This is a genomic window from Arthrobacter sp. P2b (assembly GCF_900168295.1).
In the GTDB taxonomy this organism is placed as follows: domain Bacteria; phylum Actinomycetota; class Actinomycetes; order Actinomycetales; family Micrococcaceae; genus Arthrobacter.
Window position 1 is genome coordinate 45203 of the sequence record NZ_FVZL01000021.1, and the last position, 22056, is coordinate 67258.

At 67.1% G+C, this 22056-nt stretch carries 17 protein-coding genes and 1 pseudogene; 11 read left to right on the forward strand and 7 right to left on the reverse strand.

The window, feature by feature from the left end:
- Positions 1 to 25: 25 nt before the first annotated feature.
- Positions 26 to 1480: an NAD-dependent malic enzyme gene (locus tag B5520_RS20190; RefSeq protein WP_079598860.1), complete on the reverse strand. Its 1455-nt coding sequence runs from the start codon at positions 1478 to 1480 to the stop codon at positions 26 to 28.
- A 210-nt stretch (positions 1481 to 1690) separates the two neighbouring features.
- On the opposite strand from B5520_RS20190, the gene B5520_RS20195 reads away from it, so the two are divergent.
- Positions 1691 to 2446, forward strand: coding sequence for an IclR family transcriptional regulator (locus B5520_RS20195; protein ID WP_079598861.1), 756 nt, complete (start codon positions 1691 to 1693; stop codon positions 2444 to 2446).
- A gap of 88 nt (positions 2447 to 2534) precedes the next feature.
- Here the strand turns inward: B5520_RS20195 and B5520_RS20200 are convergent, their stop codons facing one another.
- On the reverse strand, positions 2535 to 4040 hold the full coding sequence (locus B5520_RS20200; protein ID WP_079598862.1) for a nucleobase:cation symporter-2 family protein: 1506 nt from the start codon (positions 4038 to 4040) through the stop codon (positions 2535 to 2537).
- Between the two features lie 141 nt (positions 4041 to 4181).
- Positions 4182 to 5090 carry a factor-independent urate hydroxylase gene (gene pucL, locus B5520_RS20205; RefSeq protein WP_079598863.1) on the reverse strand — a complete coding sequence of 303 codons (909 nt, stop codon included), beginning with the start codon at positions 5088 to 5090 and terminating at the stop codon, positions 4182 to 4184.
- Positions 5091 to 5438: 348 nt separating this feature from the next.
- Between pucL and B5520_RS20210 the strand changes: the two genes are divergently transcribed.
- The gene (locus B5520_RS20210) at positions 5439 to 5624 is read left to right on the forward strand and encodes a hypothetical protein (RefSeq protein WP_079598864.1); all 186 of its coding nucleotides are present in this window, start codon (positions 5439 to 5441) and stop codon (positions 5622 to 5624) included.
- Positions 5625 to 5639: 15 nt separating this feature from the next.
- On the opposite strand, the gene ligD is transcribed toward B5520_RS20210, so the two are convergent.
- Together ligD and B5520_RS20220 are read right to left on the reverse strand one after the other, a co-directional pair.
- Positions 5640 to 6872: a non-homologous end-joining DNA ligase gene (gene ligD, locus B5520_RS20215; protein ID WP_079598865.1), complete on the reverse strand. Its 1233-nt coding sequence runs from the start codon at positions 6870 to 6872 to the stop codon at positions 5640 to 5642.
- Positions 6873 to 6917: 45 nt separating this feature from the next.
- Positions 6918 to 8291, reverse strand: a complete 1374-nt coding sequence (locus tag B5520_RS20220; protein WP_079598866.1) for an 8-oxoguanine deaminase — start codon at positions 8289 to 8291, stop codon at positions 6918 to 6920.
- 403 nt (positions 8292 to 8694) lie between these two features.
- Here B5520_RS20220 and B5520_RS20225 point away from each other — a divergent pair, with 403 nt between their 5' ends.
- The 9 genes from B5520_RS20225 to B5520_RS20265 all read left to right on the forward strand — a co-directional run bounded on the left by B5520_RS20225 (position 8695) and on the right by B5520_RS20265 (position 19673).
- A complete protein-coding gene (locus B5520_RS20225) occupies positions 8695 to 9189 on the forward strand; it encodes a nucleoside deaminase (protein WP_079598867.1) in 495 nt (164 codons plus the stop codon).
- A gap of 15 nt (positions 9190 to 9204) precedes the next feature.
- Entirely contained in the window at positions 9205 to 10725 is a 1521-nt protein-coding gene (locus tag B5520_RS20230; protein WP_079598868.1) for an NCS2 family permease, read from the forward strand.
- Positions 10726 to 10890: 165 nt separating this feature from the next.
- Complete coding sequence (locus B5520_RS20235) at positions 10891 to 12147, forward strand: XdhC family protein (protein WP_079598869.1); 1257 nt, start codon at positions 10891 to 10893, stop codon at positions 12145 to 12147.
- A complete protein-coding gene (locus tag B5520_RS20240) occupies positions 12138 to 13076 on the forward strand; it encodes an FAD binding domain-containing protein (RefSeq protein WP_079598870.1) in 939 nt (312 codons plus the stop codon). The genes B5520_RS20235 and B5520_RS20240 overlap by 10 nt, the downstream gene beginning before the upstream one ends.
- A gap of 2 nt (positions 13077 to 13078) precedes the next feature.
- Positions 13079 to 15910, forward strand: a complete 2832-nt coding sequence (locus B5520_RS20245) for a molybdopterin-dependent oxidoreductase (RefSeq protein WP_079598871.1) — start codon at positions 13079 to 13081, stop codon at positions 15908 to 15910.
- An 87-nt stretch (positions 15911 to 15997) separates the two neighbouring features.
- Positions 15998 to 16978, forward strand: a complete 981-nt coding sequence (locus B5520_RS20250; protein ID WP_079598872.1) for an aldo/keto reductase — start codon at positions 15998 to 16000, stop codon at positions 16976 to 16978.
- 84 nt (positions 16979 to 17062) lie between these two features.
- On the forward strand, positions 17063 to 17710 hold the full coding sequence (locus B5520_RS20255) for a uracil-DNA glycosylase (protein ID WP_079598873.1): 648 nt from the start codon (positions 17063 to 17065) through the stop codon (positions 17708 to 17710).
- Between the two features lie 38 nt (positions 17711 to 17748).
- Positions 17749 to 18096 carry a DUF5655 domain-containing protein gene (locus B5520_RS20260; protein ID WP_139386284.1) on the forward strand — a complete coding sequence of 116 codons (348 nt, stop codon included), beginning with the start codon at positions 17749 to 17751 and terminating at the stop codon, positions 18094 to 18096.
- Between the two features lie 110 nt (positions 18097 to 18206).
- Complete coding sequence (locus B5520_RS20265) at positions 18207 to 19673, forward strand: HNH endonuclease signature motif containing protein (protein WP_079598875.1); 1467 nt, start codon at positions 18207 to 18209, stop codon at positions 19671 to 19673.
- Between the two features lie 49 nt (positions 19674 to 19722).
- Here B5520_RS20265 and nboR read toward each other — a convergent pair whose 3' ends face one another.
- Both nboR and B5520_RS20275 read right to left on the reverse strand, forming a co-directional pair.
- Positions 19723 to 20403, reverse strand: coding sequence for a nicotine blue oxidoreductase (gene nboR, locus B5520_RS20270; RefSeq protein ID WP_079598876.1), 681 nt, complete (start codon positions 20401 to 20403; stop codon positions 19723 to 19725).
- 81 nt (positions 20404 to 20484) lie between these two features.
- Positions 20485 to 22056 (reverse strand): annotated as a pseudogene (locus B5520_RS20275) (pyruvate dehydrogenase (acetyl-transferring), homodimeric type); the annotation flags it as partial.

Sequence of the window (22056 nt, forward strand, 5' to 3'; positions counted from 1 at the left end):
CTTTGGCTGGAAGCGGGGCGGTGAATCAGGCGCCGGCCAGGGCGGCAACGGGAACCGCGGCGGCATCCCCGGCCGGTTCGGCCGTGGCTGCCACGTTGGCGGAACGTGCGGCCGCGGCTACAGCTGCAGCAACGTCGGCCGCCACGTGGGGATCGAAGACGCTGGGGATAATGTAACTGGCATTGAGCTCGTCGTCAGCCACCCGGTTGGCAATCGCCTCGGCGGCGGCCACCAGCATGTCCGGCGTGATGTCCGAGGCTCCTGCGTCCAGCAGGCCGCGGAAGAAGCCGGGGAACGCCAGCACGTTGTTGATCTGGTTGGGGAAGTCGCTGCGGCCGGTGGCCACCACGGCGGCGTGCCGGGATGCGATGACAGGATCGATCTCCGGGGTGGGGTTGGCCATGGCAAACACGATGGCGTCCTTTGCCATCGAGGCCACCTGCTCCTCGCCGATGACGTGCGGGGCGCTGACGCCGATGAACACGTCCGCGCCCTTGAGTGCATCGTGCAGGGTGCCGGAGAAGCCTTCTTCGTTGGTGTTCGCGGCAATCCAGCTGCGGTGCTCGTCGTCGTACTTCTCGCCGGCGTGGATGGCTCCGGAGCGGCCGGCGGCGATGATGTGCTGCGCGCCCTGGGCCTTCAGGAGTTGGATGATGGCGGAGCCGGCGGCGCCCACGCCGGAGACAACGATCCTGACCTCGGAGAGCTTCTTGCCCACCACGCGCAGGGCGTTGACCAGGGCGGCCTGGGTGACGATCGCGGTGCCGTGCTGGTCGTCGTGGAACACCGGGATGTCCAGTTCCTCGCGGAGCCGGTTCTCGATCTCGAAGCAGCGGGGTGCGGCGATGTCTTCGAGGTTGATGCCGCCGTAGACGGGGGCCATGGCCTTGGCGATCATGATGATCTCCTCGGTGTCCTGCGTGTCGAGGCACACCGGCCAGGCATCAACGTTGGCGAACTGCTTGAACAGTGCAGCCTTGCCCTCCATGACCGGCAGGGCGGCAGCCGGGCCGATGTTGCCCAGGCCCAGGACGGCGGAGCCGTCGGTGAGGACGGCGATGGTGTTGCGCTTGACGGTGAGGTTACGGGCGGCTGCCGGGTCCTCGGCGATCGCGAGGCACACGCGGGCGACGCCGGGAGTGTAGGCGCGGGACAGGTCGTCGCGGTTGCGCAGGGCTACCTTGGGGACGACTTCAAGCTTGCCGCCGAGGTGCATCAGGAAGGTGCGGTCAGAAACATGCTGGACGGTGACGCCGTCGAGCGCGTTCAGGGCGTCCTTGACCCTTTCGGCGTGGGCATCGTCCGTGGTGTTGCAGGTGACGTCGACCACGAGCGTCTCGTGGTGGGACTCACTGACATCCAGGGCAGTGATCGCGGCGCCGGCAGCACCGACCGCCGCGGCCAGTTCGCTGGTGGCGCTGAAGCTCGAGGGTGCTTCCACGCGCAGGGTGATCGAATTTCCGGGGCTGGGGTTCGCCATTGAATGTCCTCCTGTTGGGCCTTGTCCGGGCGGCTTGCTCGTCCGAATGTTTTCGTATTATGGATATTATTATCTACTTTGTGGAATTACAAGCCCTCGACCGGTTTCATCGCGCCCGGCGGGGCCGTGCTGTATCTTGGGACCACTAGGGCATTTCTTTTCACCATGCGGATAAGACTTGTCGGAATCCGAGTCACAGGAGACTGGTACATGGCTGAAAAAGCCGCTGGAGGCGTGCAGTCCGTTGAGCGCGTCTTCGAACTTCTGGAACTGATCACTGATGCGGGCGGCGACGTCACCCTCAGTGAGCTGTCCTCGTCCACGGACCTGCCACTGCCCACCATCCACCGGCTCCTGCGCACCCTGGTGGCACTGGGCTACATCCGCCAGCTGCCCAACCGCCGCTACGCCCTGGGCCCACGGCTGATCCGGCTGGGCGAAGGGGCCAACAAGCAGTTGGGCGCGCTGGCCCGTCCGCAGCTGAAAACCCTGGTGGACCGGCTGGGCGAAACCTCCAACATGGCGGTCCTGGACTCGGACATGGTGATCTACGTGGCCCAGGTGCCCTCCCTGCACTCCATGCGGATGTTCACCGAGGTGGGCCGCCGCGCCCACACCCACGCCACCGGCGTCGGGAAAGCCATCCTTGCCCAGCTGGATGACGACGTGGTCCGCGGCATCGTTACCCGGGCCGGGATGCCGACTCCCACGATCAAGAGCATCGGCGAGATCGACGAGCTGCTGGCCGACCTCAAGCTCATCCGCGAACGCGGGTACTCCATCGACGAGGAGGAGCAGGAGCTCGGCGTCCGGTGCTTCGCCATGGCGGTGCCCAACGCTCCCACGCCCACCGCAATCTCTGTCTCCGGCCCGGTCTCCCGGGTTGACGAACACTTTGCGGACAAAGCCGTCCCGGTCCTGCGCGAGGCCGCCCAGGCAATCTCGGACGAACTGAACCGCACGTGACCTCCCTGGCCGCAACGGCCCTGCCAACACGCTGACGACGGCGGCCCCTCCTTCCGGAGCGGGCCGCCGTCGCCATTTGGCTGCCTGGTTAGTGCTCTGCCGCCTTTTCCGCGGCCTCGACCCGGACTTCCTTGCCGTCACAGTCGATGAGCTTGCCGCCTTCAAAGCGGTCGCCGTCGGCCAGGCACTTCAGGTCCTCTTCCCGGACCACGCGCTCGGTGCCGGCCACAAAGACGGACTGGTTGTCCGAGTTGCCGGCCTTGAGGTGGTTGAACAGCAGGTTCAGGAGGATGGCCATCACGGCGGCGGAGCTGATGCCGGAGTGGAAGATGGTGCCGAACCAGGACGGGAACTGGTCGTAGAAGGCCGGTGCGGCGATGGGGATCATGCCGAACCCGATGGACGCCGCCACGATGATCAGGTTCATGTTGTTCTTGTACTCAACCTTGGACAGCGTGCGGATGCCGCTGGCGGCCACGGTTCCGAAGAGGACGACGCCGGCGCCGCCCAGGACGGGGGTGGGCACCGCTGCGACCACCCGGCCAAGCACGGGCAGCAGGCCGAGGATCACCAGGATCAGGCCGCCGGCGCTGACCACGAAGCGGCTTTTCACGCCGGTGATGGCCACGAGGCCCACGTTCTGGGCGAAGGCGCTTTGGGTGAAGGAATTGAACAGCGGGGAGATGGCGCTGGAGAGCATGTCCGCACGCAGGCCGTCGCCGATCCGCTTGGAGTCCACCTTGGTGCCAACGATCTCGCCCACGGCGATGATGTCCGCGGAGGTTTCCGTCAGCGTCACCAGGATGACGATCAGCATGGAGATGATGGCTGCGATCTCGAACACCGGCGGTCCGAAGGCGAACGGCGTGGGGAAGGCGACGATCTCGCCCTGGCCCACCTTGGAGAAGTCCGCCATGCCGAAGGCGAAGGCGATCGCGGTGCCCAGGACCATCGCGAGCAGGATGGACAGCCGGGAGATCGCGGCGCTTCCCACCTTGCTCAGGAGCAGGACGATGGCCATGGTGGCCGCGGCCAGGCCGATGTTGGCCATGCTGCCGTAGTTTTCGGCCTTGTTGTTGCCGCCCATGGCCCAGTTGGCAGCCACCGGCATCAGCGTCAGGCCAATGGTGGTGATGACCGTTCCCGTGACCACCGGCGGGAAGAACCGGATGATCTTCGAGAAGAGTGGGGTGATCAGCAGGCCTATCAGGGACGCCGCAATGACCGACCCGAACACTGCCTGGATTCCCCCGCCGCCGTGCACGATGGCGACCATGGTGGAGACGCCGGCGAAGGAGACACCCTGGACCAGGGGGAGTTGGGAACCGAAGAAGCGGACGCCGACGGTCTGGAGGATGGTGGCGAGGCCGCCGACGAACAGGCAGGCGGCAATCAGCAAACCGATGTCCTGTGAGCTCATGCCCGCGGCTGCGCCGATGATCAGCGGCGGGGCGATGATGCCGCCGTACATGGTGAGGACGTGCTGGAAGCCGTAGGCGAAGGTGCTGGCGATGGGGAGCCGCTGGTCCTCCGGGCGTGCCTGCTGGTGCTTTTTGCCGGCGGCCGCAGCGGCCAGCTTCTTCTTGGTGTTCATGGCAGACTTTCTTGGTTCATGGCAGACGTCATCGTCTGGCTAACGTTGTCTGGCTAACAGGTGTGGCAAAAACTTTGGGGAAAGCCCGGTGGTTGAGCTCGTCGAGGGTTTCGACGGCTCAACCACCGGTGGCGGTGCGGTTTAGCAGAAGCCGGCGATGCCGGACCAGGCGGCGGGAGCCGGGGCGGCGTCGTCGCGCTGGACGGTGGCCTCGATCAGGCCGTAGGGGCGGTCGGCGGCGAAGAAGACCTCGTTCGGGTTGTCCAGGCCGAAGGGTGAGAGGTCCACCAGGAAGTGGTGCTTGTTGGGCATGGAGAACTTGATCTCGTCGATCTCGCTGTGGGCCTCAAGGACCTTGGTGCCCATGTCGAACAGGGTCTGCTGCAGGGCGTGGGAGTACTTCTCCGTGAAGCCTTCCAGCAGGAGTGCCTTGACGTCCTCGTAGCTCTTGTTGAAGTCCAGGGTGCTGAAGTCGGTTCCGGTCTTGAAGCGCCAGCGGGCGGAGACGTCCGTGGCAAGGATGCGGTCCGTGGTTTCCGGCAGGGTGGTGTAGCGGTCCTTCGGGTAACCGACGAAGCCGGACTGGGTGGACTTCAGGACCGTCAGGTCCTTGAGCCCGGAGACCAGGTGGCTGGTGGCGCCGTCGCGGACCAGGACGGCGGTGCGGACTTCCTGGCCGTTGCGGACGAAGGAGTGGTCGTGTTCGCTGCCGTGCGCCTGGATCCGGTCCCAGCTGTAGGACTCGGCTTCCCAGCGGCCGCCGGTGACCCAGTCGAAGCTGGACGTGAAGTGCTCGCCGAGGCGCAGCAGGAACGCTTCGGGGGAGCCGACGCCGTCGCGGGCGAAGGCGTAGATGGTGTTCTTCTGGGTGTCCGTTGCCACCACGTGGGCGTTGTCGCCCTCCAGGTGGGCCGCGGCGAAGTCGCCCCGCAGCTGCGAGGTCACGTTGAGGTCCTCGATCTCGTGGCGGTTGGTGTCCCGGGTGATCTTGACGACCCGGACCTCCGCCTTGCCGTACTGGTTTTCGCCGAGGATGATCTTGCTGCTCATGGTCTGTTCCCAACTTCCGGTATGTGGAACATAGGTTCCATCACTGAAATTAAGCGCGTGTTACAAGCGCGTTTCCGGTGGAGCCGACCCAACAAAAAAGAGCCGGCATCCATTGATGCCAGCTCATTACGACCCTGCCTGCTGCTCCCAGGTTACGTGACGTGCGCCACGAGTTGCCTATCAGCGTACCCCCGCAAACCGGTGGTGTACATCACAAGTCCAAAAATCAATTTGTGACCGGACCCGTTGACGGTAAGCGGGACATCGCCCTAAGCTTTTCGTATAGCAAAACTTATTTTCCACTCCATGGAATCTTAAACCAAGCAGCGACCTCTGGAGGAGGATCAGATGTACCAGCAGGACACGAAGCCGGTTGCACCGGCGAACGCGGCGGCACCCTCGGTCCCGGAGTTCTACCTTCCCCTCGGAGGCGGAACGGACCCGGACTTCTACCTGCCGGCAGACCGGGTGCATGAGCCCAGCCGCTTCTCGCGCTGGATCCACGCCCTCCCGGGCTTCGGCCGGCGGCCATAACAGGGCGGGCGGCAGCTACCCCGGCCATTCCTTCCCGGCCCAGGGGTCGTAGTCGGCAATTAGCTCCTCCTGTGGAGGACGCTCAGCCTCGGGAACGTGCTGCAGGTTCACCCGCACCCGGTACCAGAGCGAGCTCGAGCCCCGCATCCCGTCAATGAGTACGTCCGCCGGGTGCAGGGCGGGAACCACGTCCGCATGCCGGGCCTTCCACTCCTCGAGCGCCGCCTGGGCCTCCGGCTTGGTCCTGGTGCGCGCCACTTCGATCAGCGGCATCGTGGACTGCCGGCGGCCCGAGCCGTCACCCGGGCGCGGAGCTTTCTCTGCGGGACCAAGCTCGGCTGCCAGGGCGAGGAGTCCTTTGAGTGACCCCACCGCCGCGTCGATGCCGGCGTGGGGATCACCGACGTCGGCGAACCGCTCCAGCACGGTAGTCACCGTGAATTGTTCCGGCCGAATGGCGCGGACCTCGTCCCAGGCAAGCGGCGTGGACACCCGGGCGTCCGGCAGGGACCGGACCGAGTACGCTGACGCCACGGTCCGGTCCTTCGCATTCTGGTTGAAGTCGACGAACACGCTCTCGCCGCGCTCCTCCTTCCACCACCGTGCCGTGGCGAGGCCGGGAGCCCGGTTCTCAACCTCCCGTGCGAGGGTTTCCGCCGCCAGCCGGACATCGCGGTACGACCACTCCGGGGCGATGCGCACCAGGATGTGCAGTCCCCGCGACCCGCTGGTTTTCGGCCAGCCCACCAGTCCCACGTCCTCGAGCACTTCCTGTGCCACATACGCGACATCCACGATCTGTGACCAGTCCACCCCCGGCATGGGATCGAGGTCCACCCGGAGCTCGTCAGGATGCTCAAGGTCCTCCGCGCGCACCGGGTGCGGGTTGAGGTCGAGGCAGCCGAGGTTGATGACCCACGCCAGCCCCGCCGCGTCCCGGATGACCGCCTCCTCGGCCGACGTCCCGGAGGCGTAGTGCAGCGTGGTGGTGTCGATGAACGGGGGATGGTTCTCGGGAACGCGCTTCTGGAAGAACGGCTCGGCGTCGATGCCCTTCGGGAAGCGCTTGAGCACCATCGGCCGGCCGCCCGCGCCGCGCAGTGCCCCCTCCGCGACGGCCAGGTAGTAGCGCACCAGGTCCAGCTTGGTCAGCCCGGGCCCGGGAAACACCAGCTTGTCCGGGCTGGAGATGCGAACCTCTTCACCCTCGATGTCCAGGATCTCGGCCGGCGTCTTTGACGGAGTCATGCCGCCACGCTAGCAGCGGCTGACCAGCCATAACAGTGGCTGGCATCAGCCGTTCACCAACCTGCGCGCCGCGGACGAGTGCTCGGCGATGAGGCCCGGGATATCCAGGCCCGGAATCTGCCCGTCCACCACGCGCCACTGCCCGCCGACCATCACCCGGTCCGCCCGGTCCGCTGCGCAGAGCAGCAGCGCCGCGATGGGATCATGGCTGCCGGAGAAACGCAGGTCATCCAGCCGGAACAGAGCCAAGTCAGCCTGCATCCCCGGCGCCAACTGGCCCAGTTCCGGACGGCCCAGCACGGCGGCCGAGCCCCGGGTGGCCCAGCCCAGCGCGCGCTCCACCGGAACGTCCGCCCCGTAGCGCAGCCGCTGGAGATACAGTGCCTGCCTGGCCTCGAGGATCATGTTGGAGGCATCGTTCGACGCCGAGCCGTCCACTCCCAGCCCCACCGGAACTCCCGCGTCCTCCAGTTCCAGGACGCGGGCCGTCCCGGACGCCAGCCGCATGTTGGAGGTAGGGCAATGCGCGACGGCGGTCCCCGCTGCGCCGAGGCGGGTGATCTCCGCGTCGCTGAAGTGGATGCCGTGGCCCAGCCAGGTGCGGTCCGTCAGCCAGCCGACGCTGTCCAGGTAGTCAACGGTCCGCAGTCCGAACATCTCACGGCAGAAGTCCTCCTCATCCAGGGTTTCGGCGAGGTGGGTGTGGAGGCGGACATCCAGCCGCTCCGCCAGGGCAGCGCTTTCGGCCATGATTTCCTTCGTCACCGAAAACGGCGAGCAGGGGGCCAGGGCAATCTGGATCACCGCATCCCCGCCGCGCTCGTGGTACCGGCCCACCAGCCGTTCGCTGTCGGCCAGCACCACCTCAGGAGCCTGCACCGTCGACTGCGGCGGCAGGCCGCCGTCGTCCGTTCCCAGGGTCATGGACCCACGGGTGAGCGTGGCGCGCATACCCAGCCGCCGCACGGCCTCCACCTCAATGTCGATGGCGTCTTCGAGGCCGTTCGGGAAGAGGTAGTGATGGTCGGCGGCGGTGGTGCAGCCGGAGAGCAGCAGTTCGGCCAGGGCGACCGTGGCTGCGAGCTCCAGGTCGCGTGGCGTGAGCCGGGCCCACACGGGATACAGATTCTGCAGCCATGGGAACAGCGGGGCGTTTGCCACCGGACCCCAGGCGCGGGTGAGGGTCTGGTAGAAGTGGTGGTGGGTATTAATGAGGCCCGGCAGCAGCACGTGGTTGCCGGCCTCGAACGTCTGCTGGCAGGGGGCCGAGGGCTGTTGCCCCGCGGCAAGCACCTCGACGATGACGCCTCCGCTGACCACCAGTCCGCCCGAGGCGTCCAGGGAGTTTGCGGTGAAGGCGGCCTGTGGATTCCGGATCCAGAGGCGGGGTGCGGCGGCAGGAGCGGGAGGGTGGGTCATGGAGTGTCCTTGTCTGAGCGCAGGTGCGGTAATTCCAGCTCAGTGAGGCCCTGTCTGCTGATCCAGGTGCCGGCGGCTGCGGGCAGCGTCGGGTGCCATCAGAGTAGGGAACAAGCTTGACCTGCGTCAACGTCCCCGAATTGTGACGGCCTCCGGCCTGCCCAGTGAAGAACACGAAACATGAATTTCACATCGCGAAATTAAGTTTTCAAAAAACTATGGCGCGGACCACAATCCGGTGCTAATCTCGATTCTGCCAAAGGCGGGCACCCGGACCCCGGGAAGCTATCTACCAGGCGCAACTTAACCTTCACAGCACATGCTGAAGCCTGGTAACCGTCGCACCTGGTTCTACTGGTCCTGCAAGCGGCAACAGGCTTCCCGGCAATAAGGAAGTCGCATCATGAGTACCACCGTCACGGCCGAGGAATTTTTGGCCAGATCCATCCGGCTGGCAACGGCCAACGTCCTGAACAGCGGCGGCCCCTTCGGCGCCATGATCGTCACCGCGGACGGCAAAACGTTCGACGGCGTCAACCGCGTCACTGCGGACAACGATCCCACGGCCCACGCCGAAGTCACCGCAATCCGCACCGCCTGCCGCGAACTCGGCACCTTCGACCTTAGCGGCGCCGTCCTCTACACCAGCTGCGAGCCATGCCCCATGTGCCTGGCCTCCGCGCTCTGGGCCCGCGTGGAACGGGTGGTCTTCGCGGCCGACCGCCACGACGCCGCCTCCGTCGGTTTCGATGACGCCGTCTTCTACGAATACTTCAACAACCAGGACAGGGACTCCCTGATGCCGGTATCCAAGCTGGAGCTGGGCGATCCCCAGGCGCCGGCCCCGCTGGAGCCGTTCAACACATGGAACACGCTCGAATCCAGGATCGACTACTAGGCCCGGCGGCTCACCATGACCATCCTGGATTCCTCCCACGACGAGCATTCGGCTCCATCCCCCCGCACCCCCCAGCCGGCATCAGGCACCCCAAGGCCGCCGGCGTCGAACTCCATCCTTGACCGCTTCTTCCACATCACCCAGCGCGGCTCAACGCTGGCCCGTGAATTCCGCGGCGGCCTGGTCACCTTCTTCACCATGGCGTACATCGTCATCCTGAACCCCCTCATCCTCGGCGGGTTCAGCGCGGACAACGCCCCCACCGACGTTGCCGGGGGCTGGCTCTCCGCCGCACAGGTCGGAGCCGTCACCGGCCTCACCGCCGGCGTCATGACCATCCTCTTCGGCCTCGTGGCCAACCTGCCGTTCGGCCTCGCCGCCGGCCTCGGCATCAACTCCTTCCTGGCCGTCTCGGTGATCCAGGAAGTCACCTGGGCCGAGGCCATGGGCCTGGTGGTGATCAACGGCATCCTGATCGTGCTGTTCGGCGTCACCGGCGCCCGGACCGCCATCTTCCGGGCCGTGCCCAAGGAACTGAAGGCCGCCATCACCGTGGGCATCGGCCTGTTCATCGCCTTCATCGGCTTCGTGGACTCCGGCTTCGTCCGGGCCACGGCGGGCGGGCCCCCCGTCCAGCTGGGCGACGGCGGATCCATCACCTCCGTGCCCACCCTGGTGTTCGTCGTCGGCCTCCTGGCCATGGGCATCCTGGTGGCACGCAAGGTCCAGGGCGGCCTGCTGATCGGCATCGTCGGCACCACCGTGCTCGCCGCCGTCGTGGAAGCCATCTTCAAGATCGGCCCGGCCAGCGCCACCAACCCCGGCGGCTGGCACCTGAACACCCCGGTCCTTTCCGGGCAGCTGGTGTCGGCGCCGGACCTGGCACTCGTTGGCCAGTTCGACCTCTTCGGTTCGTTCGCCAGGATCGGCGGACTGGCCGCCACCATGCTGGTCTTCACCCTGGTGTTCACCAACTTCTTCGACGCCATGGGCACCATGACCGGCCTCGCCAAGAGCGCCGGCGTGGCCCACAAGGACGGCACCTTCCCCCGGCTCAAGTCGGCCTTCATCGTGGAAGGCATCGGTGCCGTGGCCGGCGGAGCCACCTCCGGCTCCTCCAACACGGTATACATCGACTCCGCGGCGGGGATCGGCGAAGGCGCCCGCACCGGCCTGGCCTCCGTGGTCACCGGCGTGCTGTTCCTGGGGTCGATGTTCCTCACCCCGCTCACCAGCGTGGTTCCGCTCGAGGTCGCCGCCGCGGCACTGGTGGTGGTGGGCGCCATGATGATGGCGCAGATCCGCGAGATCAAGTTCAGCAAGTTCAGCGTGGCCCTGCCGGCGTTCCTCACCATAGTGACCATGCCGCTGAGCTACTCGATCGCCAACGGCATCGGTGTGGGCTTCGTCAGCTGGGCCATCATCGGGGCCGCATCCGGCAAGGCCAAAAAGATCCATCCGCTGATGTGGGTGGTCAGCGCCGGGTTCCTTGTGTACTTCGCCCGCGGACCCATCAACCTGTTGCTCGGGGCCTGACACCCCATCCCCAAGCTGTTCGCGCCCGGACATCCGCCCCACCCGGGGCGGGTGTCCGGAGCGGCAGTGCTTCCCGGGTAACACGCGTATCCACGCCCTGCTTTCCGAACCTCCCGATAGGAACGACAATGGACACCACCGCCGCGCGGAAGAAGGAGTGCCGCCATGCTTGACCTGATCCCTTCGCTCCACTCCTGGGCGCAGCGAGATGCGGCCGGACAGTTCGCGGTTGCCACCATCGTGGGCGCCACCGGTTCGGTGCCGCGGCCGGTGGGCACGTCCATGATCATCACCGCATCAGGCTCCGTACTCGGCAGCCTCTCCGGCGGCTGCGTGGAAGGCGCCGTGGTGGCGCTCGCGCTGGAGGCAATGGACGACGGCGGAACCCGCCGGAAGACCTTCGGTTTCAGTTCGGCAGACGCTTTCGCCGCCGGGCTCACCTGCGGGGGAGAGCTGGACATCCATATTGAACCGGTGCCCGCGGCTGTTGCCCCTGAAAACGCGCCGCACCCGCTCCGGACCGCGCTGCGGCAACTCGCGGACGCGGGCTCTGGCCAGCCCGTGGCGCTGGTACGCCGCGTGGGCACCCGGGGAGGTGCCGCCGTCGTACTCCATAACCCGGCAAACTTCCGTGGGGCAGCATCGCCGGAGCTGGCCGGACTTCTTGAACGGGAGTCACTCCTTCAGGTGGAAGCCCTGGTCCGCAACGGCGGCGCCGGGGTGGTCCGGCTGGCCGGAGCCGGCGGCTGCCTGCCGGACCGCCTGCAAGGTGACCGGGACCAGGATTCCGGTGCGGACGCCATCCTGGTGGAATCCCGGCTCGCCCCGCCGCGGATGCTGGTGTTCGGCGCCAACGATTTCGGCGCCGCCCTGGTCCCTGCGGCGAAACTGCTGGGCTACCACGTGACCCTTGTGGACGCGCGGCCAGCGTTCGCGTCGCAGCCGCGCTTCGCCGCCGCTGACCAGGTGGTGACGGACTGGCCGCACCGCTACCTGGCAGCCGAATCAGACGCCGGACGCCTGGACAGCCGCACCGTGGCGGCTGTCCTCAGCCACGACCCCAAATTCGACATTCCGCTGCTGGAAGCCGCACTCGCCCTGGACCTCGCCTACGTCGGCGCGATGGGGTCCCGGCGCAGCCACCTCCAGCGGGTGGACGACCTCCTGGCAGCCGGCGTCGCGCCCGGCCGGATCGCCCAGCTGCATTCACCCATCGGCCTGGACCTGGGCGCCGTCACTCCTGCCGAAGTGGCTGTCTCCATCACGGCGGAGCTCATCGCGTCCCGCAGCCGCGCGGCGGGCTGCACCCCGCTCCGCGAGGCGTCCGGCCCCATCCATCAACACCCCGCGCAGCAGCCACCGCATCAGGCACCCCGGCAGCCCGCGCCAACCAAACTTCCCCAGGAGATCGCATGGACATGAACACCATCGAGGCGGTGGTCCCCACCACCGACCCCGCACAATGGCGCGACGGCGACGCCTGGCTGGCCGGCGGAACGGTCCTCTTCTCCTACGGCAGCTACGCCTTTGGCCCGCAACCGCTCAAACGCCTTTTGGACCTCGGCGCCGCAGGCTGGGAGCCGGTCACCGTCACCGATGACGGCATCGAGCTCGCGGCCACCTGCACCATCGCCCAGCTGTACAGCCTCCCCTCTTCCCCGGATATGTCCGGCCGAAGCTGGGCGGGCCTTGACCTGGTCCGCCCGTGCTGCGATTCCTTTGTGGCGTCCTTCAAGGTGTGGAACATGTCCACCGTCGGCGGCAACCTCTGCACCTCGCTGCCCGCTGGACCGGTCATCTCGCTCTGCGCCGGCCTCGACGGCGTCGCGACCATCCTGGGCCCGGGCGGCACCAGCCGCACGGTTCCGGTGGCCGACTTCATCACCGGTGACGCCGCCAACTCCCTGGCACCCGGCGAGCTGCTCCGCAGCGTCCACCTCCCGGCGTCGGTCCTTGCTTCCCGGGCGGCGTTCCGCCGCCTCTCGCTGAGCAACCTCGGTAGGTCCGGGGTGCTGCTGATCGGAAGGCTCGACGGCGGCACGTCCCTGGTCCTGACCGTCACCGCCGCCACCAAACGGCCTGTCCAGCTGCGCTTCAGCATGCTTCCGGACACTGACGAACTTGCGGCGGCGCTTGACGACAGCATCCCGGACGACCTGTACCACGACGACATCCACGGCCTGCCCGCCTGGCGGCGGGACATGACCTACCGGCTCGCGGAGGAGATCCGCGCGGAGCTTGCCGCCCCGGAGGGGGCACCCGGGCTCCCGGTATCCGGTGACTTCTGGCCGCCCCGGGCCGCGGCACCAAGCCAGCCGCCGGGGCACACCACACGTTCGAAAGGGGCCTGAGCATGGCCATCGAGATCAACGGAACAGCAGCGGACGCGGCACCCCGCCCCGGCCAGTGCCTGCGGACCTTCCTCCGCGAGCAAGGGAACCTTGGCGTGAAAAAGGGCTGCGACGGCGGCGATTGCGGCGCCTGCACTGTCCACGTGGACGGCACGCCCGTGCACAGCTGCATCTACCCCGCCGTACGGGCCGAAGGACATGCGGTCACCACCATCGAGGGCCTCGCGGCCACCTCCGGCAGCGGTGACCAGCTTCACCCCGTGCAGCAACAGTTCATGGAACGGCAGGGCTTCCAATGCGGCTTCTGCACCGCGGGCATGCTCATGACGGCCGCCACGTTCGACGACGAACAAAAAGACAACCTGCCGCGGAACCTCAAGGGCAACCTCTGCCGCTGCACGGGATACCGTGCCATCGCCGATGCCGTCTGCGGGCACGCCGGCCACCCGGACCCGCAGGGACCGGGCTCGGGCATCGCCGGGGAAAGCCAGCCGGATCCCGAACCCGGGCAGCTGGGCGACGACGTCCCGGCCCCTGCCAGCCGGGCCGTGGTCACCGGCACCGCCCGCTACACCCTGGACATTCCGCAGGACCAGCAGCAGGGCCTGCTGCACCTCAAGATCCTGCGCTCGCCGCATGCCTCCGCCCGCATCCTCTCCATCAGCACCGAGGCCGCTCTGAAGGTGCCCGGCGTGGTGGCCGTCTTCACCCACGAGGACGCCCCTGCGCAGCTGTTCTCCACCGCCCAGCACGAGCTCTTCACCGATGATCCGGACGATACCCGCGTGCTGGATGACGTGGTGAGGTTCATCGGGCAGCGGGTTGCCGCCGTGGTAGCCGAATCGGTGGGCGCCGCCGAAGCCGGCGTCCGTGCACTGGAGGTGGAGTACCAGGAGCTGCCCGCCGTTTTCACGCCGCAGGACGCCCTGCTGCCCGGCGCGCCGCTGGTTCACGCCGGCAAGGACGGCACCGCCTCCCGGATCGCCCGGCCGGACCGGAACGTGGTGGCCGAGCTCCACTCGGAACTGGGCAGCGTGGCCGAGGGCTTCGCTGCCGCCGACTTCATCCACGAACAGACGTACCGCACCCAGCGCGTCCAGCATGTCGCCCTGGAAACGCACGCTGCCATCGCATCGGTGGACGGCGATGGCCGGCTCCAAATCCGCACGTCCAGCCAGGTCCCGTTCCTGGTCCGCCGCACGCTGTGCAGGGTGTTCGGGCTGGAGGAAGACCAGGTGCATGTGGTTGCCGGCCGGGTGGGCGGGGGATTCGGCGGCAAGCAGGAGGTCCTCACCGAGGACCTGGTGGCGCTCGCGGCCCTGAAGCTGCAGCGTCCGGTCCAGCTGGAGCTCACCCGGACGGAACAGTTCACCGCCACCACCACCCGCCATCCCTTCACCATCAAGCTTCGCGCCGGTGCCAGCGCCGACGGGCGCCTCACCGCGCTGGAGCTGGACGTCCTGACCAATACGGGTGCCTATGGCAACCACGGCCCGGGCGTGATGTTCCACGGCTGCGGCGAATCGCTGGCTGTGTACAAGTGTGCGAACAAAAAGGTGGACGCCCATGCGATGTACACCAACACCGTTCCGGCGGGGGCGTTCCGAGGGTACGGGCTGAGCCAGATGATCTTCGCCATCGAATCGGCCATGGACGAGCTCGCCGTGGGGATCGGCACGGACCCGCTGGAGTTCCGCCGCCGGAACATGGTCCGCGAAGGGGACAGCATGCTGTCCACGCAGCCGCAGCCCGAGGAGGACGTCCACTACGGCAGCTATGGGCTGGACCAGTGCCTGGACCTCGTCCGGGATGCGCTGGACCGGGGACGGGAACGCTACCGGGATGCCGGGCTGGACGAACTGGGCCCGGACTGGCTGACCGGCGAAGGTGCGGCGCTGTCCATGATCGACACCGTGCCGCCGCGCGGCCACTTCGCCCATTCGAAGCTCCGGCTCCTGCCGGACGGAACGTACCAGGCCGACGTCGGGACCGCCGAATTCGGCAACGGCACCACCACGGTCCATGCCCAGCTCGCGGCCACTGCCCTGTCCACGGACGCCTCGCGGGTTATGGTGCGGCAGTCGGACACGGACCTGATCGAGCACGATACCGGCGCGTTCGGTTCGGCCGGCACCGTCGTGGCCGGAAAGGCCACCCTGGCCGCGGCCGAGGAGCTGGCCGTCCGCATCAGGGCATTCGCAGCAGGTATCCGGCAGACCCAGGCTGCGGCCTGCGTCCTCGACGGCGACGGCGTGGTTGTGGACGGAACGCCCGTGCCGCTTGCGGAACTGGCGCAGGCGGCCGCGGATGCCGGCGTCGAACTCGCTGCTGAAGGACGCTGGGGCGGCACGCCGCGCTCGGTCGCGTTCAACGTCCATGGCTTCCGGGTGGCCGTGAACCGCGGCACGGGGGAGCTGAAAATCCTGCAGAGCGTGCAGGCAGCCGACGCCGGCGTGGTGGTTAACCCGCGCCAGTGCCGGGGCCAGATCGAAGGCGGCATCGCCCAGGCGATCGGTGCCGCGCTGTACGAGGAAGTGGTGGTCAACGACGCCGGGAAGGTCACCACGGACATCCTGCGGCAGTACCACATCCCCACCTTCGCGGACGTCCCGCGCAGCGAGGTGTACTTCGCGGACACCAACGATGCGATGGGTCCGCTGGGCGCCAAATCGATGAGTGAAAGCCCCTTCAATCCCGTGGCGCCGGCCCTGGCGAACGCCATCCGGAATGCGACGGGCGTGCGGTTTTCTTCGTTGCCGATCGCCCGGGACAGGATCTACCTGGGACTCAAGGAGGCCGGGCTGGCGCCGAAGCTGGAGCATCTCCTGTCATAGGCCAACGCGGGGTCACAAAATGCCCCATTAGGCGCGTTCAGCGGGCCTAAGCTGACCCCGCGTTGCATCGTTGCATATAGTCGGGGGATGGAACAGCGGATTTTAGGCAAGACCGGACGGAATGTGTCCGTCGTTGGACTGGGAACCTGGCAGCTCGGCGCTGACTGGGGCCACGTCGACCCTGCCCAGGCGCAGGCAATCCTGGCGGCCTCCGTGGAAGCGGGCGTCAACTTCTTTGATACGGCCGACGTCTACGGGGACGGCAAGAGCGAGCAGGCCATCGGGAAGTTCCTGGCGGACAACCCGGGGCTGGACATCACCGTGGCCACCAAGATGGGCCGCCGGATGGACCAGCTGCCGGAAAACTACACGCTGGCCAACTTCCGCCAGTGGGTGGACCGCTCGCGGAAGAACCTGGGAACGGACACCCTGGACCTGGTCCAGCTGCACTGCCCGCCCACCCCCGTGTACAGCAACGCAGAGGTTTACGACGCCCTGGACACCCTGGTGGCCGAAGGTGCCATCCGTAACTACGGCGTCAGCGTGGAACGCACGGACGAAGCCCTCGAAGCGATCAGCCATCAAGGCACGGCCTCGGTCCAGATCATCCTGAACGCCTTCCGGCTCAAGCCGCTGGACGAAGTGCTTCCTGCGGCCAAGGCAGCTGGCGTGGGCATCATCGCGCGGGTACCGCTCGCCTCTGGCCTGCTGACCGGGAAGTATTCCAAGGAGACGTCCTTCGCCGAGAACGACCACCGGAACTACAACCGCAACGGCGAGTCCTTCGACGTCGGCGAGACGTTCTCCGGCGTGGACTACGAGCTGGGCCTGAAGGCCGTAGCGGAGTTCGAGCAGCTGGTCCCCTCCGGCGCAACCACCGCGCAGGCCGCCATTGCGTGGATTGCTGCGCAGGACGGCGTCACCACCGTGATTCCGGGCGCCCGCAACGTGGAGCAGGCTGCGGCGAACGCTGCCGCCGCGGCCGTCACCGTCAATGAGGAATTCGACGGCGGCGTCCGCTGGATCTACGACCACTACTTCCGCGAAGTTATCCACCCCCGCTGGTAGCGTTCGCCGCCTGCCCATGCCTCGCTCCGCTCGCCACGGGGACCCCGGGCGGCTCTCTTACGCACTCAGCTTGGGAGGACGTCGGTGACTGCCTCCGTCCACGACTTTGTGGAGCGGCTCGCGGCGGCGGAAACCGGGTCTGCCTGCACCAACTTCTTCGACGACAGCGTCCCCGCAAATGCGCGGCGCCGGGACAACCTGTCGATCTACCTCGAAGAGATGCTGGGCCGCGCGCCGAAGGTGCTGCTGGTGGGGGAGGCTCCCGGTTTCCGGGGGATGCGCATCACCGGGGTTCCTTTCACCAACCGCAGCATCCTTGAGGGGCCCGCCAACGGCTTCGGGCTGTTCGGGCCAGGGAAGGGCTACGTCTTGCCGCCCGACGCCGCGGGTGTGCCTGCCGAACCGACCGCAACGGTGATGTGGCAGGTCCTGGCCGAGCTGGAGTTCCTGCCCCTCCTGTGGAGTGCCTTCCCCTGGCATCCGCACCTGCCCGGGCAGCCCCTGTCCAATCGGACTCCGACGCCGGCGGAAGCAGCCCTCGGGGCGCCTTTCCGGCAGGCACTGGTGGACTTGTTCGAGATCCAAAGCGTGGTGGCCGTGGGCAATGTGGCCCACCGCAGCCTGCAGCGGAGCGGACTCGAGGTGCCCAAGGTGAGGCATCCTTCCCATGGCGGACGCTCGGGTTTCAAACGGGGTCTGGAACAGCTTCTGAGCGCCGGGATGCAGGCCTGAAGCGAGTGAACCAGTCGTAGTGGGCCACCATGGTGAGTGTGGATGCAGAACAGCTTTTTCCCGGCGCCCTTAGGGAGATCTATGATGCTCTTTCCGCCCGGGTGCTCGGGCTGGGTGACGAAATCGTAGAACAGTTCTCGAAGACCCAGGTGAGTTACGGTGCGGCCCGGAAGTTCGTGTGGCTCACCCCGGTCACGACGAGCAAAGCGCTTCTGACCATGGACATGTGGGATGAGCACCACGGTTCGTTCCTCCGCAGTGTTATCCGATTTCGTCACGACAAGTACACACACCAGATCGACGTGCGCACGGCAGCCGACATCGAGACTGTGGCCGCACTCGGCTGGTTCGAGGAATCAGCCGCTTGGGGCCGGAAGCACCGGTGATCGAACAACTGGCAGTGGACTCCCACGGCTGGTGACGACGAACCCTGGCGCAGAGGGAATTTGAACTAAAGTCAGCTCGCATTGTCAGACCCCCCTGTCATAGTTTGAGTATGGCGGGCAGGGCGGCATTGGAAGCGTTGGAGGTCCTTGAGGCGTCCCTTGCTGAGTTGGGTGCTGTGCTGCGTGGGACCGGTGAGGGTTTTGATCCGTTGCGGGAGCAGGCTGATCGGAGCCTGGACGGGCTCGCTGGGGTCGCCCGGCTTGAGGCCGGGACAGCTGCGTTGAAGGTGCATCTGGCTGCAGGGTATGCAGAAGCTGCCAAGGCTGTGGCGTCACGGGCCATGGTGCCATCCGGGGCGATGGCGCAGGAAGCGTCGATGGTCGCCGAGGTCGCCGGTGTGCTGACTATTGGGGCGAGGGCTGCCGGTGTGCTGCTGAACGAGTCGCAGGTGCTGGCCGATGTTTTGCCGTTGACCTTGGCGGGGTTGCAGGACGGTAGCTTGTCGTGGGCGCACGCGAAGGCGATGGTGGAGGAAACCGCCACCCTGGATTGGGCCGGGGCGGCGGCGTTGGAGGAGCATTTCCTGGGCCCGGACGCACCGAACCCGGCCACCGGGTGTGCGGGGCCGGGGGAGTTGGTGCCGCACCGGTTCCGGCACAAGGCCCGGATCTGGCGGGAACGCCACCACCCCGAATCCCTTGAGAAGCGCCACGCCAGGAGTGTCGCGGAGCGGCGGGTCGAACACCGTCCGGACATGGACGGGATGGCCTGGTTCCACGCCTACCTGTCTGCGGACACTGCGTCGGCGATGTGGAACCGTACCACCGCCCTGGCCCGGGGGTTGCAGGGCCCGGACGAGTTCCGGACCCTGCCCCAGCTCTGCGCCGACATCTTCGCCGACGCCGTCCTCAGCAACGGCCAGGACGGGCAGCACGGGCAGAACGTGCAGGATTCCGGCGGTACTGTTGCGGAGGTCCGCGCCCCGCACGCGGAGGTCCTGGTTACGGTGCCGGTGTTCTCGCTTATGGGGCTGACGGATGAACCGGCGATGCTTGACGGCTACGGCCCGATCCCGGCGTCGATGGCCCGGAAGTTGGTGGCGGACGGTGCCGGCTCGTTTTACCGGGTGCTGGTGGATCCGCGGGACGGGGCGCCGTTGGAGATCGGGCGCACCAGTTACCGGGTTACGAAGGCTATCCGCCGGTGGCTGCGGATGCGGGACGGGAAGTGCCCCTTCCCGGGCTGTTCCAACAACTCCCTGGACAACGAGGCAGACCATTTGTTGGCGTGGCATCACGGTGGGACCACCGGGATCAGCAACCTGGGCCAGCCCTGCCGCAAACACCACCGCCTCAGGCACACCAGCGGTTGGACACCCACCCCGGCCACGAAACACGAACCACCCGGCTGGATCTCACCCTCAGGCCGTCGCTATAAGAGTGAACATCAGGACTGGGAACCACCCCAATGGCCGGAAACCCTTCAGGATGCCGTTGGCGGCCAGGTTGACGTGTTCCACCTTGGGCCGTCCCCGGGAGAAGTCGTCCTGGACCGGTTCCTGCATTCCCGCGGCTGACCACACCTTCACGTGCCGTGGGGAATGCTGGCCCTTATCCAGCGGTCTCCTAGCTGAGAAGCCCCAACTGGTCCGGAGTGTCGATGTCCTCGCCGGTGGACTGGTCGCTGCAATCCACCTCATCCACCAGGTCCGGGTGCGCCCGCAGAAAGCCGCGTGCCCCGGCGTCGCCCGTCACGGTCGCGATGACCGATTGCCGCAGGGAAGCGTCGATGAGCAGCGGATGGCCGCGGAGTAGCCTGTTCTGTTGCTCGCTTTCCTGCCCCGCCCGATGTCCAGCCGGCATGCCGCCGTCGGACGTATCACTGCGGCGGTAGGCGGCAGCGGTGATCCGGCCGGGACGGTGGTGTGCCAGCAGGCGCCCGACTGTTGCCCGGGTCAGCCCTGGCTGGTCCACAAGGGCTATCAGCAAGTGGTCTGCCCGGTCCGCCGTCTGCTCGCCCAGCAGGAAAGAGCTGCCCATTCCCGAACGCCAAGCAGGGTTGATGGCCACCCGGTAACGGTCCAGGTCGGCGATCGTGGCGACCTCGGGCGCCCCCGCACCGAGCACCACCACTACCTCGCGGCAGCCGCCGTCGAGCAGGCTCCCGGCGATCACTTCCACCAGCGGCCGCCCGCGGTATGGCAGCAACGCTTTGGGGCCCATTCCCAAGCGGGTACCGGCCCCGGCCGCCAGGACTATGCCCGTCGCCCTGCGGCCAGCCGTGCTGTCCGCGCCCTGATTGCCCATAGCTGCACCCTAAATGAAAATGGCAGCCGGGGCGGTCTCCCCCCGGAAACCGTCCCGACTGCCTGCCTGTCGGGCAGGGAATCAGGCGTCCCCGCCCGCCCCGCCTGTGATTCCGGCGTTGACGTCCAGGAGCTTGTAGCGGTCCATGGCGTACTGCGGTGCGCCCTCCTCCACATCGCCCCTCGCGGCGAGCAGCTGCAGGGTCTTCACCACGATGGAGTGGGTGTCGTTCTTGAAGAAGCGTCGGGCTGCTGCGCGGGTGTCGGAGAAGCCGAAGCCGTCTGCGCCGAGCGAGGCGAACTGGTGCGGGAGGAACTGGCGGATCTGGTCCGGGACTGCCTTCATATAGTCCGAGACCGCCACTACCGGGCCCTGTGCGTGTGCCAACTGCTGGGTTACGAAGGGTACGCGTGCGGCGTCGCCGGGGTTCAGGAACGCTTCCTCTTCGGCGGCGAGGCCGTCGCGGCGCAGTTCGTTCCAGGAGGTGACGGACCAGACGTCGGCGGAGACGGACCAGTCCTCGGCCAGGATCCGCTGGGCTTCCAGCGCCCACGGTACCGACACGCCGGACGCCAGGATCTGGCTTTTTGGTCCTGCAACGTCCGACGCCGACACCCGGTGAATGCCCTTGATGACGCCCTCGACGTCCAGTTCCTCCGGTTCGGCGGGCTGGGTGATGGGCTCGTTGTACACCGTGAGGTAGTACATGAGGTTCCGGTCTTCCGAGTCCGGCCCGTACATCCGTTCCAGGCCGTCGCGGATGATGTGGCCCATTTCGTAGCCGTAGGCGGGGTCGTAGGTGACCACTGCCGGGTTGGTTGAGGCCAGCAGCGGGGAGTGGCCGTCGGCGTGCTGGAGGCCTTCACCGGTGAGGGTGGTCCGGCCGGCGGTGGCGCCGATGATGAAGCCGCGGGTCATCTGGTCCGCTGCTGCCCAGAAGGCGTCGCCGGTGCGCTGGAAGCCGAACATGGAGTAGAACACGTAGACCGGGACCAGGGGCACGCCGTGGGTGGCGTAGGCGGTACCCGCGGCGGTGAAAGCTGCCACGGCGCCGGCTTCGTTGATGCCGGGGTGGATCAGCTGGCCCTGGGCGGATTCCTTGTAGGCCAGGACCAGGTCCCGGTCCACGGACAGGTAGTTCTGGCCCTTTGGGTTGTAGATCTTTGCGGTGGGGAAGAAGGCGTCCATGCCGAAGGTGCGGGATTCATCGGGCACGATGGGCACAATCCGGTGCCCGAACTTCTTGTCCCGGAGCAAATCCTTGAGCAGGCGGACGAACGCCATGGTGGTGGCTGCCTGCTGCTTTCCGGAGCCGCGCTTGGCGACCTCAAAAGTCTTGGCCTCAGGCAACTCGACCGCCTGATGGTTTGGCCGGCGTTCCGGGACCGCGCCACCCAGCGCCCTTCTCCGCTCCAGGAGATAGGCGATCTCCGGGGCGTCCTCGCCGGGGTGGTAGTACGGCGGAGTGTAGGGGTCCTCTTCCAGCCGGGCATCGGAAATGGGGATGCGCAAATAATCCCGGAATTCCTTCAAATCCTGGAGCGTGAGCTTTTTCATTTGGTGGGTGGCGTTGCGGCCTTCGAAGTGGGGTCCGAGTCCGTAGCCCTTGACGGTTTTGGCGAGGATGACGGTGGGTTTGCCCTTGAATTCGGT

Coding starts and splice junctions, on each gene's coding strand:
- B5520_RS20265 (WP_079598875.1), top strand. CDS start 18,207: ATGGCGGGCAGGGCGGCATTGGAAGCGTTGGAGGTCCTTGAGGCGTCC.
- B5520_RS20230 (WP_079598868.1), top strand. CDS start 9,205: ATGACCATCCTGGATTCCTCCCACGACGAGCATTCGGCTCCATCCCCC.
- pucL (WP_079598863.1), bottom strand. CDS start 5,090: ATGAGCAGCAAGATCATCCTCGGCGAAAACCAGTACGGCAAGGCGGAG.
- nboR (WP_079598876.1), bottom strand. CDS start 20,403: ATGGGCAATCAGGGCGCGGACAGCACGGCTGGCCGCAGGGCGACGGGC.
- B5520_RS20195 (WP_079598861.1), top strand. CDS start 1,691: ATGGCTGAAAAAGCCGCTGGAGGCGTGCAGTCCGTTGAGCGCGTCTTC.
- B5520_RS20210 (WP_079598864.1), top strand. CDS start 5,439: ATGTACCAGCAGGACACGAAGCCGGTTGCACCGGCGAACGCGGCGGCA.
- B5520_RS20240 (WP_079598870.1), top strand. CDS start 12,138: ATGGACATGAACACCATCGAGGCGGTGGTCCCCACCACCGACCCCGCA.
- B5520_RS20200 (WP_079598862.1), bottom strand. CDS start 4,040: ATGAACACCAAGAAGAAGCTGGCCGCTGCGGCCGCCGGCAAAAAGCAC.
- B5520_RS20235 (WP_079598869.1), top strand. CDS start 10,891: ATGCTTGACCTGATCCCTTCGCTCCACTCCTGGGCGCAGCGAGATGCG.
- B5520_RS20245 (WP_079598871.1), top strand. CDS start 13,079: ATGGCCATCGAGATCAACGGAACAGCAGCGGACGCGGCACCCCGCCCC.
- B5520_RS20190 (WP_079598860.1), bottom strand. CDS start 1,480: ATGGCGAACCCCAGCCCCGGAAATTCGATCACCCTGCGCGTGGAAGCA.
- B5520_RS20225 (WP_079598867.1), top strand. CDS start 8,695: ATGAGTACCACCGTCACGGCCGAGGAATTTTTGGCCAGATCCATCCGG.
- B5520_RS20250 (WP_079598872.1), top strand. CDS start 15,998: ATGGAACAGCGGATTTTAGGCAAGACCGGACGGAATGTGTCCGTCGTT.
- ligD (WP_079598865.1), bottom strand. CDS start 6,872: ATGACTCCGTCAAAGACGCCGGCCGAGATCCTGGACATCGAGGGTGAA.
- B5520_RS20220 (WP_079598866.1), bottom strand. CDS start 8,291: ATGACCCACCCTCCCGCTCCTGCCGCCGCACCCCGCCTCTGGATCCGG.